We start from the raw sequence: 14,478 nt of genomic DNA, 5'->3' as shown, positions 1-14,478 counted from the left end.
ACTAGCATCATTACTCCATGTAAGTTGTTTGGCTAAGGACCTTACCTAAAATTTGTATCTCGGATACATCACACTCAAATGAAGCCTTCCCATTTTCGATTCTTACGCGACCTTTCGGGAATCTGTATAGCTGCCTTACGCTTGCGAGGCCGTCGATTTTTATTAGCCACATTCCATCATTGATTTCGCCAGAATATTTTTCGAGTATGAACATCTGACGTTCAAAAGTGACAGCGAAAAGAGATGAAGTATGTTTGGGAAGCAGTGTGGGATCATAGGTGATGTAGCCCCCATTCGTTAAAACCCCATCTGTGATGTTTCTGATTTCTAAATGGGTTTCTTGCGGAGATGTATCCACTTTGGATGTGTCGCCGTATCCCGTAGAAAGCCATAAAACGGAGGTGCCTGTATCAAGGTGACATGCAATGACCCAATCATGGGGAAACGTGTCACGCATCCAGCGATTTGCCATTGTGCTCTGAGATACGCCCAAATGATTACACAGGGATTGTCTGCTTTTGAATCCATAGGCATCTAGAATCCGCGTAATAACGTCCCTACCACCACTTTGTGATGAAAAGTTGAATTTTGTGGTACCCTTTTGCAGCTCATTTGTGTTTGACATATCTAATTTGTGATCCTATCATCGGTCTTGTGATGTCCGAATATGTATTTATAGTGCCAAATAGTGTTGTTTCATACCAAACTGAGGAATAGTGCATCATGAGTCGTCAAATTTCAATGCGGCCCAGTATCAATCTGGTTGTCTCTGCCCCGTATATTACTGTTGAAGAGTTTTGCCGCCGTACTGGGTATAAACCAAAGTACGTTCGCCAAATGATTAAGGAAAACCGCCTGCCAATCAGGAAAAAAGCCGGTGTAAACAGCCTTATCGAAATCAACATGTTTGCGCTGACAATCGAAGCCGCTTCTGGCTGCGAAGTCGCAATGCAAGCCTAATAAGTTCCATTTTGGGATGATAAGGAGGCTTCTGCCATGTTTGATTTTCGCGAATCCAAACAATCTCATTTTGATGATGCATGTCGGGCTTTTGCCAATACGCATAAAGGCAAGATTGCCGATATTGCCGAACGTATCAGCATGAGCCAGCAAATGCTGCGCAACAAACTAAATCCAGAGCAACCACATCAGCTGACATGCGTCGATCTTATGCGTCTGACTGATGAAACCGAAGACCCGACCCTTTTAGATGGATGGCTTGCCCAGATGCAATGTCAGCCATCAGTGCCGGTTAACGAAATATCAAACGAAAAAATGCCTGTTTACGTGATGAGTGCAACGGCAGAAGTAGGCAAATTAGCAGCCGAAACAGTTGCTGGCGGTCATATGAATATGGCGCGTATTGCTGACTTTAAGCGCACTGTAAATTCAGCTGTTCGCTGCTTAACGCTGGCCGGAATTACTATGCAGGCACGTGTCCAGTCTAATCCCACCTTATCGTCTGCTGTTGATGCTTTAACTGGCATCGGTGCGACGTTAGGCATGAACTGAGGTGATTATGACTATTTCAGTAGCGCCATTATTGAAGCGTCAGAGTCCATCGCGTCAATGTCATGCAAGTCATGGCTGGGTTGAATTACAGAACGGCACGCACTGGCATCCTTCAAGAAATCAGCAGTCACTGCTTGATGCAATGAAAAGTAAGACAAAGGGGGTTACATGGCTAACACAGAAGCTGCGCGCACTGTACAAATAAATGCCGGTGATCGCTTTAAAGGTTTGAATCATGTTGCGGCGATTCGCGGAAAATTATTTGGTGATGATGGTGGCAAAGATTTGCAGCGTTTTATTTTAAATATGCGCGATACCACAGATGCCTGCTATTTAGATAATAAGCGCGGATTGGGGGCAATATTTTATTTAGCTAAGATTCCGGCTGATCGTCATGATGTCGAATTTAGTGAACTGACGTCTGCCGAGATTAAATCATTAATTGGTGCAATGAATCAATTAAAGGCAATCGTGAGTTTATTTCCAAAGCGTCTCGCAATGCCTAATTAACTCTTAAAGAAAAAACTGGCGTAAACCCGCCGGACTTCCCTTTATCTAAAAACAGGATTGACCAATGAAAAATATAGAAGTTAGAGAAACGAAAGTGGAACTCAATTTGGAAGCTTTACTGACCAATGCCCGTATGGATGAGCGTCGCAACCGTGGCGAAGTTATGGCCGCGCGTCTGCAGAACTTGGCAAACCATATTCAGGGCAAGGAGCTAAACCACGTTGAGGTGGCCGAGCTGCTGCGTAAAGAAAGTGAATTAATCCAGCATCAGGCGCAGGAGTTGCACTAATGGCTGACCAAATGGACATGGCGCAGGAGCGCCAACAAGAAATCCTAGAACGCCAGATTAAAAGCGCTACTGCTCGGACGGTTGGCGCGTCTGCGTTCATCTGTGAAGTGTGTGGCGAGCCTATCCCAGAGCAGCGCCGTTTGGCGGTTGCTGGAGTCTCTTGCTGTGTGACTTGTCAGGAGATTAACGAACTGAAAGGTAAACACTATAAAGGGGTCGCATTATGAGCACCCAATCAACGATTTTACGCTGGGCTGGTAGTAAGAGCCGCATGATGGCTGAATTAAAAAAGCACTTGCCTGTTGGTAAGCGCTTAATAGAGCCGTTTGCAGGTTCGTGTTCAGTGATGATGAATACAGATTATGAGCAATATCTTATTGCTGATGTGAATCCTGATCTTATTAATATGTATCAGGTCATTCAGGAAAACACGGAGTTCTTTATTGAAGAACTAAAAAGCGTTTTCGAAAGCAACACGGATGATGTTTCTTACTATAAGGTTCGAAATAAATTCAATTTAGATCGCGGCTGTTTATTTACCAGCGCGGTTTATTTCTTATATCTAAATCGTCACTGCTTTAATGGTCTGTGTCGCTATAACAAAAAAGGTGAATTTAATACCCCTTACGGAAAATTAAAAAATCCCTACTTCCCAGAAGTTGAGATCCGCGCATTCGCAGAGAAAGCAAAGAGGGCCACCTTTATCTGTGCCAGCTTTGAAGAAACATTGCAGATGGCAAAAAGTGGGGATGTAGTTTATTGCGATCCGCCTTATCTCCCTGCATCTGTTTCAAGTGTCGGTTCTAACCATTCTCAAGAATTTACTGCTTACACCAAAGATGGATTTGATTATGACCAGCATTCACAGCTGGCTGGTGAGTTGCGCCGTTTGTCTTACTCTGGCTGTTTTTGTGTTGCGTCCAACAATGATAATCAGTCTGTAAGGTCACTTTATTCCGACTGTGATTTACAGCCACTGACAGTACGCCGTAGCTGTGGCGGAGTTGGGAGCAGCCGAAAGTCTGCTGACGAGTTGATTATTAAGCTAGGCCTTGAGCCTCTGCATATTGACATGAATGGCGATGAAGTTTGGGTGGGCGTGGATTTTGCTAAAGGAGAGAAATGCCATGGATAACTATTTTGGAAAACTAGCTGAGTTTGCAGATAAAACTGGACTAGATATAGAAAGTTCTATTCAGCGCATCAATTCAGTTATTGGTGAATCTGGAAATGAAAAATATTGTGAGGAGATGGAACGTGCCATTTATTTCCTAGAGTCTGCTTGTGTTTGTCTTGAGTCAGCAGCAAAGGGGGAAGTATCAGCGCTATCTAAACCTTACGCATGGGCGTCAGAAAATGCGTCGGGTTTGGTACCTCTATTTCTGACTAAGCCAAATAAATCTAGTTGGGTATGGCGCGATTCATTAATAAAAGAATTATTCACCATAGCGCCTTTAGCACCGCAACAATCCAATGCGAAGTTTTTGGTGATGAGTGAAATTGATGATTTTTTTTCTGCATTCGGACAGCCAAGCGAACCAACAACACCAGAAGAAATGCGGCGGCAACTTATGCACCGTGTTGCTGTCTGCTTTGGTGAATCTGAATGAAAGATGCAGTTGAATGGCCTTACCCGTGGAACGCACCACGTCCAGCCATTGAGTCACCGTATTACGAGTTTTACCAGCGGCTTAGAAATAAGCCGCTGAGCCAAAGCGAAGCCTACGAACTTGCTATTGAAGAAGCTAACCGCCGTGATCGCCTGATCGCGGCGTTGTCACATGCGCATAAAAAACTGGAGAAGCAGGCCAGTTGCGTGCGCAGGGATATTTCCCGCCGTGTTGATAATCTTGAACGCCTGCACGGAATTCAGCGAGCCAATGCGTACTTAATCAATTCATTTGTTAAGCGCACATTGCCACGCCTTGAATTAGTCACTAAGCGCTACCGCCTGCCAAAAATGATGGAGGGGAATGCCTCCCTGTTTGGCCGTTTTAATAAACTCCCTGATATGTCCCGCGCAGATGTTGAATTGCTGGCGGAAGACACGGCTACTTATATGCGGCTTGAGCTGGGATTTATTAGTGACCAAATGCCAGAGGCCAGTGATCTGCGTCTGGGTTGGGCGATGTATCAACGTGCAGCGGCGATCACTTTTCAGTTGGGACGAACACCACCGCTGTGGGATCGCATCAATAATAAAGTGTTCATTGAAGCAGAAGCCAGTACAGCCATTTACAAAATGACGTCACCGACATGGTGGCGTAGTCACTTGCGGCGTAAGGCGAATGAATGGTGTGAACACCTGCAGATCGCACTGCGTAACGTCAGTAAGAAGGGCAGTCCTTATGCTAGCCGTACCACGATTGGTGAATGGCGCGAGCAGAAGCGCCGTACCCGAGAGTTTTTGAAGGGTATGGAGTTAGAAGATGAAGTAGGCAACCGCATCAGCCTGATCGACAAATATGATGCGAGTGTGTCTAACCCTGCGGTGCAACGCTGTGAGCTTATGACGCGTATCCGTGGTTTTGAAAACATCTGCAATCAACTCGGTTATATCGGGGAGTTTTACACCCTGACAGCGCCGTCTAAGTATCACGCTACCACCAAGGCCGGTTACAGCAATAGTAAGTGGGATGGCTCAAGCCCTGCCGATACGCAGCGTTATCTACGTAGCGTATGGGAACGTGTACGAGCCAAGTTGCATCGTGAAGACTTGCGGATTTTCGGCATTCGCGTTGCCGAACCCCATCATGATGGGACCCCACACTGGCACATGTTGATGTTTATGGAGCCAGAAAACGTGGATCGCGTGCGTGAGATTTTGCGTGATTATGCCCTTAAAGAAGACAGCAAAGAACTGAACAGCGATAAAGCCAGAAAAGCCCGTTTTCATGCGGAAGCCATCGACCCTAATAAAGGCAGTGCTACCGGTTATGTGGCGAAATACATCAGTAAAAACATTGATGGTTTCGCGCTAGACGATGAGCTGGACGACGAAACCAAACAGCCGTTAAAAGAAATGGCCCCCGCCGTATCGGCTTGGGCTACACGTTGGCGTATCCGTCAGTTTCAGTTTATCGGTGGTGCGCCGGTATCGGTTTATCGTGAACTGCGTCGCATGGCTGATTCTGAAACTGCGCTTGGTCTAAGCGTTGAGTTTGCGGCTGTGCATGATGCGGCTGATGTGGGCGACTGGGCGGGATATATCAACGCGCAGGGTGGTCCATTTGTTCGCCGTGACGATCTGGTGGTGCGTACTTATTACGAACAGGCTGAGGATTTGAACGAGTACGGCGAAGAAACGACACGCATTAAAGGTGTTTTCTCTCCTTCTGTTGGCATGGACATCCCAATTATTACCCGCACGGTGCAGTGGAAGATTGTGCCGAAGCGTGCCCTTGATTTGGCCGTTGACCTTTTGGGCGCTCCTGCGCCCTCTCGGAGTTCTGTCAATAACTGTACGGGAGGATCTGGATCGCTAGACCCGACACCGGACATAACAGAACCGATAACGCTGGATTTTGACAACATTACCCCGAAAGAACGGCGGCAGATGTTGCGCAGAATTAGGGCCGAAGGTCGAATTAAACCGAAAAATCAGCGTGAAGGCTTTACGGATAGCCCTGACTTGGAAGAGGCGCACCGTAAATCCGCCGCAACTATTCAACGCCGTATGAAAAAAAGAGCGGCTGCATTGGCCGCTGCAGGTGATGCCATGGGAAGAATTACAGAGGATATGGCGATTTACGGCATAGAACTGACACAAACAGAAGCATGGCGCATGGCATCAGGCCACACCGTTCAGGTGGGGGATGCAATCTATCGAGGAGATAGTACGGGGGCAATTTTTCAGCGCAAGGCGAAAGATAAACGGCAAACTCTCAAGATTGCTGAGATGATCGACCAGCGCGGCAATGTCGCTAATATGCGCCATCAACAAAAATGTCTTAAACGCTATTTGGCCGATTATGTCAGGGAACAAGCAGAACAGAGTCAAAGTGTTGCTGATAAAGAAAGGTTAGAGAAAGCACGTATTAATCTGAGCAAAATTCAAAAGCTAATAGTATGTAGCCGAAGATAAAGCGGTTATCTAACAGGCTATTACGTTGTCTATTCGTTAAATCCCCGTGAACAGATGGGGATTATTTACGGTAACTCTTAATCGGTATCATATTTTGGTCAAAAACTTCTTCCCGTTTAAAATCTATTGATATACTGTATAAATACACAGTAAATAGTGAAGAGGGAGGAATTGTGTCTGATCTTCTCACGGAGTCTCTCGCATTGCAGCGTATCCAACTCATCGCACGGGTTGTGTCGATGGACGTATGTAGTGGGGATGATAAAGAACTGGCACTGGTCTGGATTAATGAACTGACCACGCAGCTGATCGACAAGCTGGATAATTATGACGATGAAGAACGCCGAAGAGCGCCAGTGTCGTACCAGTAAATTCAAATATGCTATGCAATAAATCGAGGGGGGAGCATGAGAGTAGAGGTCCTTTTTGATAAACAGGCTAAGGTGTCGCAGCCTGTTATGGCCGCGCTTGCTAATGAACTACAAAAGAAAATTAGTCCGCAATTCCCAAATGCGCGTTTTCGTGTTGCCAGCAGTAGCAGCACATTGCTGCAGGTGACGGGCACCAAAGACGAAACAGAATATCAATCTATCCAGTCGATAATCCAAGAAATTTGGGAGGATGACAGCTGGGTGCCGGTGAATTAGTGGGGAATTTATGCCGAGACATCTAGACCGTATTGAGATGATTTTTAACTCTGTTATCGAGCACCAAAGTAATGGGCGCAGAGTAGTAAAAATTAAATCAATCCTGAATGCTGCACGAAACTTGGATTATGAGGATGTGAGTCCTGCGATTGTTAATGGTTACATTCGACAATATAAATTAGGATGGGCGATTTTCGAAGAGGACAAAAACGGGCTGCACACTTATCACCAATTTAACCGTGCCGCATGGTAACTTACTGAAAATAAGGACTGCATATAGCGGTCCTTAATGTATATGATGTCAGAAAAATATTTAGTTATAAAAAATAAAGGTAGGAAATTAGTTTGAAGATCATTATCTGGTTAGTAGCTATTATTGCAGCGTTTGCTGCCGGATGTTTGTTGGGATACGTTAGGTTTGGCATAGTTGATGTACCTGAGTTTAAGGATATCACAATCCCTTTTCTATCAATGCTTGGCTCGTGGTTTTCTGCTTTTGGTACTATTTTGGCCGTCGTTGTTTCCCTCTTCTTAGCTATGAAGGCCCGTAGAGAAAATACAGAACAGATAAGCACTACCGTTAAACGTGCCCCAGCACAAAGCCTCTATGAGTTCGGAACTGAAATCAAAATAATAGAAGCTAAAGTTGTCAATGTTAATAATGTTAGGTGTGAAATTCAGGGGGTGTTTATGCGTTTTTCAACGAATAAAGCACATGAATTTGATATGGATCTGATTAACATAAACGTAAGACGTGAAAGGGTAGTTCTGTCAGATAGAGGTCAAAACCATTCATTCCTTTTCCGCTTTAACATTCCGCATAATTGGGCTTTTTTCACCTTGGTAGAGGAAAAATTCGAGGATGGGAATATAGGAGTTCCTGAACTTGTTATCTATTCAACAACCAAAGAATATAAAGTTCGTCTTTCTGCAGATGTTCAACACCTTATTCTAAAAGCTTACCAAGATTTTTTACAAGATAGAAAAATACAATAACGCATTTACCTGCATGGATCTGCATGAGCGAAAATGGATCTAAAACGTCTGCAGGCTCCATTGCTGGTGCGGGCTGGCAGAGTTCATGCAATTGCATGAAAAGCCATAGATCAAGCGGGCAGGCGTGGCGGGGATACGAGAGCGCGCAACCGGTAGAAATGATGAAAATCAGCTGCCGTCTCCGACAATATCTACGGTTTAGCTTTGCCCTGTAAACGCCTAAGTTATATCATGAGCAAAAATGATCAAAAAAGGCTCAGCGAATGGGATTAGGATTAAAGGATGGTATTTTGCATACAGCTGCTTTCCATCAAAAAGAAACTAACATGCTGCATTTGCCGAATAATCATTGCCATCCCGGTTTCATAACGGTTTTAGCTGCGTATGTGAATCACCATAAAATTACAGAAGATGATTGCACGTTACCTTCTCCTGATTATATGCGCGCTATAAATCTGCAGGGGGCGCTTTGGGGGGAAGACCAATACCAGCAAGAGCGTGTTAACGTCGGACGAAATTATAGCCTTGTCACTGCGTTAACAAACGTAGAAGCTGTTGATATTGCAACTAGCAGCATCAACAGTTGCGTGAGGAAATTAACGTTCCCTGATCGTGGCCCAACTGAGTACCCTAAAGGACTTACGGATCTTACGCATGTTATCGGTGAACTTCACGACAACGTATGGTCGCATGGCAAATCGACTGGCTTCTCTTTTGCACAGCGGTATGCAGTGCCCTATACGCAAAAAAGAGAGCATTTTTTAGAGTTCTCTTTGGCTGATTGTGGATTCGGATTTCTAAGGGAATTGCGGCGTGCAGGTATACCCAATATTGAAACGCATCAGAATGCGATCGAATGGTGTATTCAGGAAGGGCATTCCTCTAAGCACGCTGACTTACAGGACGATTGGGCGCAGCAGCTCCCCCAAGACTTCATCGGGGGAAATATGTTTGGTAACGGTGTTGCGGTAAAAGAAAAAGACAATAATCATCAAGGGCTTGGATTGTATCACTTGATGAAATTGGTAAAAACTTATAATGGGGAATTGCAACTGGCTACAGGAAATGTATGCTTAGAGGCAACTGGTGATGAAGTGAGCTACACTGAATTACGTAACGAGTGGCAGGGTGTAGCTATTTCGTGCCGCTTTAAGATTCATGAACTGGCAGCTGATAAAGATAACGAAGAGAATGACCCTCAGCTTATGGAAATCCTGCGGGCGTTAGGAGGAGAGTAATGAATAAAATCGCATACAAGTTGCCCGAGGGTGACCTGGCTTCGCGCAATCAGGCTATCCACCAACGGCACAAGATTGAAGTTTTTATAAATGATGGGGACTCTGTCGATTTAGATTTAAGCGGAGTTTATTCAATTTCCGAGTCATACTCTGATGAGATTTTTGGTGTACTGGTTGTTAAGTTCGGTATTACCAAGGTTTTGAGTCAAGTAAAAATTCGGAACGCATCCCCTTCAATTTTGAAAAGTATTGCAAAAGTGATTCAACGTCGTAGTAATGAGATAGCATCAAAGAAGGTGCATTCTGTTGGATTTGATAGCCTGTATGCTCTTTGCTGATACTTTATCAGAATGAAAAGGCGCCCCAGATGGGCGCCTTTTTTCTATTTTATTCCTGAATATTTAAGGCATAAGCTTCAAAGCGGATCACTTCTTCCCCTACCCATGTGTTTAGCTCTAGCATTTGCCGCTGCAGTGGCATCAGTTCATTGCGCACAAATACTTTACTGGCTTTACCAACATCCCCAAATCCTCCTACGTTATTAGGCATTATCCCCATCATTTGCGGTGGAACGCGGTGAGCGGCCAGCATGTCGTCACGGCTGACGTTCTTGATGTTTAGGAATTCATCTTTTGCGGCCACTTCACTGAGTGGGATGATCTGAATGCCGTCTTTTTTCCCGCTGGGCGAATACATAAACAAATTACGGAAATTGCCGGGTCCTTTCGACTGCTTTAATGCGGTACGGATATTGTCCACATCAGACTGGTTTTGTGCGGGGTCGCTCATATACATGATGAAGCCTGCATGGCTTCCGTTCAGGTAATACTTGCGGCGGAATAGGGTGGCGGACTCATTGAGCAGCGCCGACGGGATAGCTGCCAGATATTCGGGTAGTCCATAAATTTCTTGGTTTAGGTCGGGTTCGAACAGATGAAATACTGAGCCGGTTTCAAACGAGTACGGCTGGGTGTTAAAGCCATATTGGGCAAACCAGTAAGTATCGAGATCGACACCTCGGCGCATGTATTTTGCCAGCGTAGGCTCTAGCGAAAGCGTGTCACCAAGTCGATTTTTCCGCTTTTCCAGATAGGCATTGCCGAACACCAGATAATCCAGCGCAAAGCGGCTGAATGCCTGCTGGCTAAGTAGCTTATGCGGAATGAAGGTGCTGGTCAGAATATTGCGTTTTACGTAAATGGCCGAGCTGTGATGTGTTGCTGCGCGGAACGTACGTGCTAGCCCATCCAGACTAATCGGCGGTTCATACCATTGTTCGACGCGGGAGCATTCCAGATAATCCAATAATTCTCGGCGGTCCAGTACAGGGATCGGGTCGCCAAAGGTGAAGGCTTCTGCTGCCGGTGCTTGCTGGGTGGCGGTGACCACTGGCTGGGTTTTGATTTTATGCTTACGGCTCATGAGTTAGAAAATCTCCACAATATTGGTGTTAGTGGCGGTCATGCCTTCCAGCGGTTCATGGTGTAAGGCGTGCATGGTGGCCCACGCCAGATCGGCGTGGCTGGCTTCTTCACTGCGACTTGCTTCATAGGTCGGGCGGTTGCCACTGGCGGTGACGGATTTACGGATCGCCATAAACGATTGGGCTATGTCGGTGTGTCCAGCGTCGAATTCCAGACGGCGGTGGCTTATCACGTCGTAGGCTTTCAGGACCAGTTCATTTTTTACATTCGGGTTGTAAACAAACTCCCGCGCGGCAGGGAAGAAGGCTTTCACGTTTTCATAGACCCCGTGACCGATGCCGGTGGAGTCAATGCCGATATAGGTCACGTTATAGATATCAGTCAGTTGGCGGATAGATTCAGCTTGTGCACGGAAGTCCATGCCGCGCCATTGGAAACGCTCCAGAATGCGGAACTTGCCACCGGCAACAGGTGGCGGAGCCACGACAACGCAACCGGCGCTATCACCGTTGGCCGTCCCTTTGGCGGGGTCATAGCCGATCCATACGGGGTTATAACCGAAGGGCCGGATCGCCAGCGGCTGTACGTCGTCCCACACTTCCCAACTGTCCACCATGCACGCCTGCAGATCGGCCAGCGGAAACACCGAGGCCAGATCGTCGATAAAGTCGCACATCAACAGGTTTTGATATTCTGGCGGGCTGTATTCAAGGCGCAGCTGGTCGAGGTCGAACAGGTTACAACCGCCGTTTACCGCATCTTCTACGGTGACAATCTGACGATATTGCCCATCAGGGCAGAGAACGCCGCGCGCCAGATGGTTGTGGGTTAGGTCAATGTCTACGCGGTCTGCTTTTGCGCGCCCACGGTTATACAAGGCACCCGACCAAAACGGGTAGGCGCTGTGGGTGAGGCTGGAAGGGGTAGAAAAATAGGTCTGACGCCATTTCTTATGCAACGCCATGCCCGATGCCACTTTGCGTAGCTCTTGGAATTTCGGTATCCAAAAATACTCATCCAGATACAGATTGCCGTGGTAGCTCTGCGCGGTGCGGGCGTTAGTGCCGAGAAAATACAGGCAGGCCCCATTGCCCAGCGTCATGGGATCGCCTTTCAATTCCACGTCCACTTCTTGGGCAAATTCGATAATGTATTGTTTAAATACGTGCGCCTGCGCTTTACTGGCGGACAAGAAAATCTGATTGCGGCCCGTGGTCAGCGCATCCAGTAACGCTTCACGGGCAAAATAGTAGGTGGCTCCAATCTGGCGCGATTTGAGCAGGTTACGAATACGAATATCGGGATCGATACCTGCTCGATACCAGTGCTTTTGGTAATCAAACAGCGTTTCATGGAATATTTGCTGCAGCTTTTCCAACTGCTCATCAGTGAACGCGTTCTTTTCAGGTTGCTTGCGCTCGCCGCTATTTCGGCTACGGATTTTGGGATTCAGATCGGCTTCATTACCGCCGTTGTTAAATTTACCAATGCGGGCGTGGCGCTCGGACTGGCGCGCCAGCAGGTCAATTTCTTTAAAGTCTTTTCCTTCTTTCTGCTCCTTCATAACGAGCTGGCAATAGCGTGCGGCGGTAGTCAGCTGCATCTGATCCAGTGGTCCAATGTCGCCCCACTTGTCACGCTTTTTCCAACTGTGTACGGTTGCAGGCTTCTCTCCCAGCATTTCAGCAATGCGGGCGATGCGTAACCCCTGAAAGTACAGGAACATAGCCTGACGGCGGGGATCGAGGTCAGTTTTTACCGTTGTTGTATTCATGCGGCCAGATTACCGACCCAATCACGCCTGCACCGCTGCCGCTGATTGTGCCAGCGTCCCCACAATTCCCCCGCGTTGTCTCCATACCCCCATCACCGCAAACATAGTGGCTCTAATACGTTCACAAGAATGGAGCCTGACAGATGGCAACAAAATCAAAGCGTTTTCGTGTCGGGGTGGAGGGGGCAACCACTGACGGCCGCAAAATCCAGCGCGAATGGCTGACCCAGATGGCGGAAAACTATGACCCAGAGGTCTATGGCGCACGGGTTAACGTTGAGCACATCAAATCCTATTCCCCCGATGGTTCATTTGGCCGTTATGGCGATGTCACCGGACTTTTTGCCGAAGAGATTGAAGACGGTGCGCTGGCTGGACGCATGGCGCTGTATGCCGAAATCGAACCCACGCCGGAGCTGGTCGCACTCAATAAGAAAAGCCAAAAGGTTTATACCTCGATGGAGGTTGATCCCGAGTTTTCAGACTTTGGCTTTGCTTACTTGGTCGGCCTTGCCGTCACTGACGATCCCGCCAGTCTTGGCACCCAGCGTCTGAGCTTTAGCGCCAGCGGTGAAAGCACGCTAGCCCAGCGTAAAGCCAACCCGCACAACCTGTTCACCGTGGCAGAAGAAACCGTGATTGAGTTCGAAGAGGTGGGGGAATCGAAGCCCAACATCTTCAACCGCGTTATGGACATCTTTAGTAAAAAGCAGGTGAGCGACGAAGCCCGCTTTAACAACGTGCATAAGGCGGTAGAGCTGTGCGCGAAGGAAACGCAGGGAACGGCGGAGCAGGTCGCCACTTTATCCGCAGAGGTTGCCAAAGTGGGCGAGCTGGAAGAACGGCTGGCGGAGTACGGCCAGAAGTTGGACGACCTGACCACGCGCCTGAGTAACGAAGACGGCAATCAAAATCGCCGTCCATTCTCTGCCGGTGGCAGTCATTCCGCGTCAGAACAAACTAACTGCTAACGGAGCAACATCTGCATGAAAAAGAATACCCGCTTTGCTTTTAACGCCTTTCTAAGCCGATTGGCGGAACTCAACGGTGTGGCAATGGACGACCTGTCCGCCAAGTTCACCGTAGAGCCGACGGTGAACCAGACGCTGGAAGATGAGATCCAGCAGTCCGCCGCTTTCCTGACCTTGGTCAATGTTGTCCCTGTGCCGGAACAATCGGGCCAGCTGCTCGGTCTGGGCGTCGGGACCACCATTGCAGGCACCACCAATACCGCAGACAAAGAGCGCGAACCCACCGACCCGACGGCGTTCAGTGATATTGAGTACAAGTGTGAGCAGACCAATTTCGACACCGCGCTGACTTACGCCAAATTGGATATGTGGGCCAAGTTCCAAGACTTCCAGCTGCGTATCCGTAACGCCATTATCAAGCGTCAGGCACTGGACCGCATCATGATCGGGTTTAACGGCTTGAAGCGCGAAAAAACCTCTAATCGTGCGGAAAACACCATGCTGCAGGATGTGAACGTGGGTTGGCTGGAAAAGATCCGCAAAGACGCACCGGCGCACGTCATGGCAGGCGTGACGGACGAAGATGGCAGCGTGAAGGACGTCATTAATGTGGGTAAAGGTGGCACCTATGCCAACCTTGACGCGCTGGTGATGAACGCCGTTGATGAGATTATCGATCCGGTTTATCAGGATGATGATGGTCTGGTGGTGATTTGTGGCCGTGCTCTACTTGCTGACAAGTATTTCCCGCTGGTCAACAAAGAGCAGGAAAACAGTGAAGCGCTAGCCGCGGATATGATCATTAGCCAGAAACGCATGGGCGGACTGCAAGCGGTACGTGCGCCATACTTCCCGCCGAATGCGTTGATGATCACCCGACTGGATAACCTGTCTATCTACTGGCAAGAAGACACCCGCCGCCGCTCGGTGATTGATAATCCAAAACGTGACCGTATCGAAAACCTTGAATCGGTCAACGAAGCCTATGTGGTAGAGGATTACCGCTGCGTGGCGCTGATTGAAAATATCGTGA

20 protein-coding genes are annotated in these 14,478 nt (G+C 47.7%); 17 read left to right on the top strand and 3 right to left on the bottom strand.

Annotation, left to right across the window (positions count from 1 at the left end; genetic code table 11):
• Positions 1-10: 10 nt before the first annotated feature.
• Positions 11-625 carry a phage repressor protein CI gene (locus RSC70_RS11005; RefSeq protein ID WP_332542428.1) on the bottom strand — a complete coding sequence of 205 codons (615 nt, stop codon included), beginning with the start codon at positions 623-625 and terminating at the stop codon, positions 11-13.
• Between the two features lie 98 nt (positions 626-723).
• Here RSC70_RS11005 and RSC70_RS11000 point away from each other — a divergent pair, with 98 nt between their 5' ends.
• The 15 genes from RSC70_RS11000 to RSC70_RS10930 all read left to right on the top strand — a co-directional run bounded on the left by RSC70_RS11000 (position 724) and on the right by RSC70_RS10930 (position 9,614).
• On the top strand, positions 724-960 hold the full coding sequence (locus RSC70_RS11000; RefSeq protein WP_332542427.1) for a regulator: 237 nt from the start codon (positions 724-726) through the stop codon (positions 958-960).
• Positions 961-996: 36 nt separating this feature from the next.
• Positions 997-1,512 (top strand): phage regulatory CII family protein, encoded by a 516-nt coding sequence (locus RSC70_RS10995; RefSeq protein ID WP_070714875.1) that lies wholly within the window; start codon positions 997-999, stop codon positions 1,510-1,512.
• A 7-nt stretch (positions 1,513-1,519) separates the two neighbouring features.
• Positions 1,520-1,717 carry a phage filamentation protein Fil family protein gene (locus RSC70_RS10990; protein ID WP_227660092.1) on the top strand — a complete coding sequence of 66 codons (198 nt, stop codon included), beginning with the start codon at positions 1,520-1,522 and terminating at the stop codon, positions 1,715-1,717.
• Positions 1,681-2,022, top strand: a complete 342-nt coding sequence (locus RSC70_RS10985; RefSeq protein ID WP_131000506.1) for a DUF5347 family protein — start codon at positions 1,681-1,683, stop codon at positions 2,020-2,022. Before RSC70_RS10990 ends, RSC70_RS10985 begins: the two co-directional genes overlap by 37 nt.
• Before the next feature lie 64 nt (positions 2,023-2,086).
• Positions 2,087-2,311, top strand: a complete 225-nt coding sequence (locus tag RSC70_RS10980) for a DUF2732 family protein (protein WP_070714871.1) — start codon at positions 2,087-2,089, stop codon at positions 2,309-2,311.
• Positions 2,311-2,538 carry a TraR/DksA family transcriptional regulator gene (locus RSC70_RS10975; RefSeq protein ID WP_130974401.1) on the top strand — a complete coding sequence of 76 codons (228 nt, stop codon included), beginning with the start codon at positions 2,311-2,313 and terminating at the stop codon, positions 2,536-2,538. The genes RSC70_RS10980 and RSC70_RS10975 overlap by 1 nt, the downstream gene beginning before the upstream one ends.
• Positions 2,535-3,446 (top strand): DNA adenine methylase, encoded by a 912-nt coding sequence (locus tag RSC70_RS10970; RefSeq protein WP_332542425.1) that lies wholly within the window; start codon positions 2,535-2,537, stop codon positions 3,444-3,446. Before RSC70_RS10975 ends, RSC70_RS10970 begins: the two co-directional genes overlap by 4 nt.
• The gene (locus tag RSC70_RS10965; RefSeq protein WP_332542424.1) at positions 3,439-3,921 is read left to right on the top strand and encodes a hypothetical protein; all 483 of its coding nucleotides are present in this window, start codon (positions 3,439-3,441) and stop codon (positions 3,919-3,921) included. Before RSC70_RS10970 ends, RSC70_RS10965 begins: the two co-directional genes overlap by 8 nt.
• Positions 3,918-6,395 carry a replication endonuclease gene (locus RSC70_RS10960; RefSeq protein ID WP_332542422.1) on the top strand — a complete coding sequence of 826 codons (2,478 nt, stop codon included), beginning with the start codon at positions 3,918-3,920 and terminating at the stop codon, positions 6,393-6,395. The genes RSC70_RS10965 and RSC70_RS10960 overlap by 4 nt, the downstream gene beginning before the upstream one ends.
• 173 nt (positions 6,396-6,568) lie before the next feature.
• Entirely contained in the window at positions 6,569-6,766 is a 198-nt protein-coding gene (locus RSC70_RS10955; RefSeq protein WP_070714860.1) for a hypothetical protein, read from the top strand.
• 36 nt (positions 6,767-6,802) lie between these two features.
• The gene (locus tag RSC70_RS10950; protein WP_130974404.1) at positions 6,803-7,042 is read left to right on the top strand and encodes a DinI-like family protein; all 240 of its coding nucleotides are present in this window, start codon (positions 6,803-6,805) and stop codon (positions 7,040-7,042) included.
• A gap of 10 nt (positions 7,043-7,052) precedes the next feature.
• Positions 7,053-7,295 (top strand): hypothetical protein, encoded by a 243-nt coding sequence (locus RSC70_RS10945; RefSeq protein ID WP_332542421.1) that lies wholly within the window; start codon positions 7,053-7,055, stop codon positions 7,293-7,295.
• 92 nt (positions 7,296-7,387) lie between these two features.
• On the top strand, positions 7,388-8,038 hold the full coding sequence (locus RSC70_RS10940; protein ID WP_332542420.1) for a hypothetical protein: 651 nt from the start codon (positions 7,388-7,390) through the stop codon (positions 8,036-8,038).
• Between the two features lie 263 nt (positions 8,039-8,301).
• Positions 8,302-9,276: a hypothetical protein gene (locus tag RSC70_RS10935; RefSeq protein WP_332542419.1), complete on the top strand. Its 975-nt coding sequence runs from the start codon at positions 8,302-8,304 to the stop codon at positions 9,274-9,276.
• Complete coding sequence (locus RSC70_RS10930; RefSeq protein ID WP_332542418.1) at positions 9,276-9,614, top strand: STAS-like domain-containing protein; 339 nt, start codon at positions 9,276-9,278, stop codon at positions 9,612-9,614. Before RSC70_RS10935 ends, RSC70_RS10930 begins: the two co-directional genes overlap by 1 nt.
• A 49-nt stretch (positions 9,615-9,663) precedes the next feature.
• Here RSC70_RS10930 and RSC70_RS10925 read toward each other — a convergent pair whose 3' ends face one another.
• Together RSC70_RS10925 and RSC70_RS10920 are read right to left on the bottom strand one after the other, a co-directional pair.
• Entirely contained in the window at positions 9,664-10,698 is a 1,035-nt protein-coding gene (locus tag RSC70_RS10925) for a phage portal protein (RefSeq protein WP_332542417.1), read from the bottom strand.
• Positions 10,699-10,701: 3 nt separating this feature from the next.
• On the bottom strand, positions 10,702-12,474 hold the full coding sequence (locus tag RSC70_RS10920) for a terminase ATPase subunit family protein (protein WP_332542416.1): 1,773 nt from the start codon (positions 12,472-12,474) through the stop codon (positions 10,702-10,704).
• 143 nt (positions 12,475-12,617) lie between these two features.
• On the opposite strand from RSC70_RS10920, the gene RSC70_RS10915 reads away from it, so the two are divergent.
• Both RSC70_RS10915 and RSC70_RS10910 read left to right on the top strand, forming a co-directional pair.
• Positions 12,618-13,445 (top strand): GPO family capsid scaffolding protein, encoded by an 828-nt coding sequence (locus RSC70_RS10915; RefSeq protein WP_332542415.1) that lies wholly within the window; start codon positions 12,618-12,620, stop codon positions 13,443-13,445.
• Positions 13,446-13,460: 15 nt separating this feature from the next.
• Positions 13,461-14,478, top strand: a 1,018-nt coding sequence (locus RSC70_RS10910; RefSeq protein ID WP_332542413.1) for a phage major capsid protein, P2 family, incomplete at its 3' end; no start/stop codon positions are given.

The organism is Hafnia sp., assembly GCF_036648275.1.
Taxonomy (GTDB): domain Bacteria; phylum Pseudomonadota; class Gammaproteobacteria; order Enterobacterales; family Enterobacteriaceae; genus Hafnia; species Hafnia alvei.
Note: the sequence above shows the minus strand (reverse complement) of the source record. Positions and strands in the feature narration are given on the sequence as shown.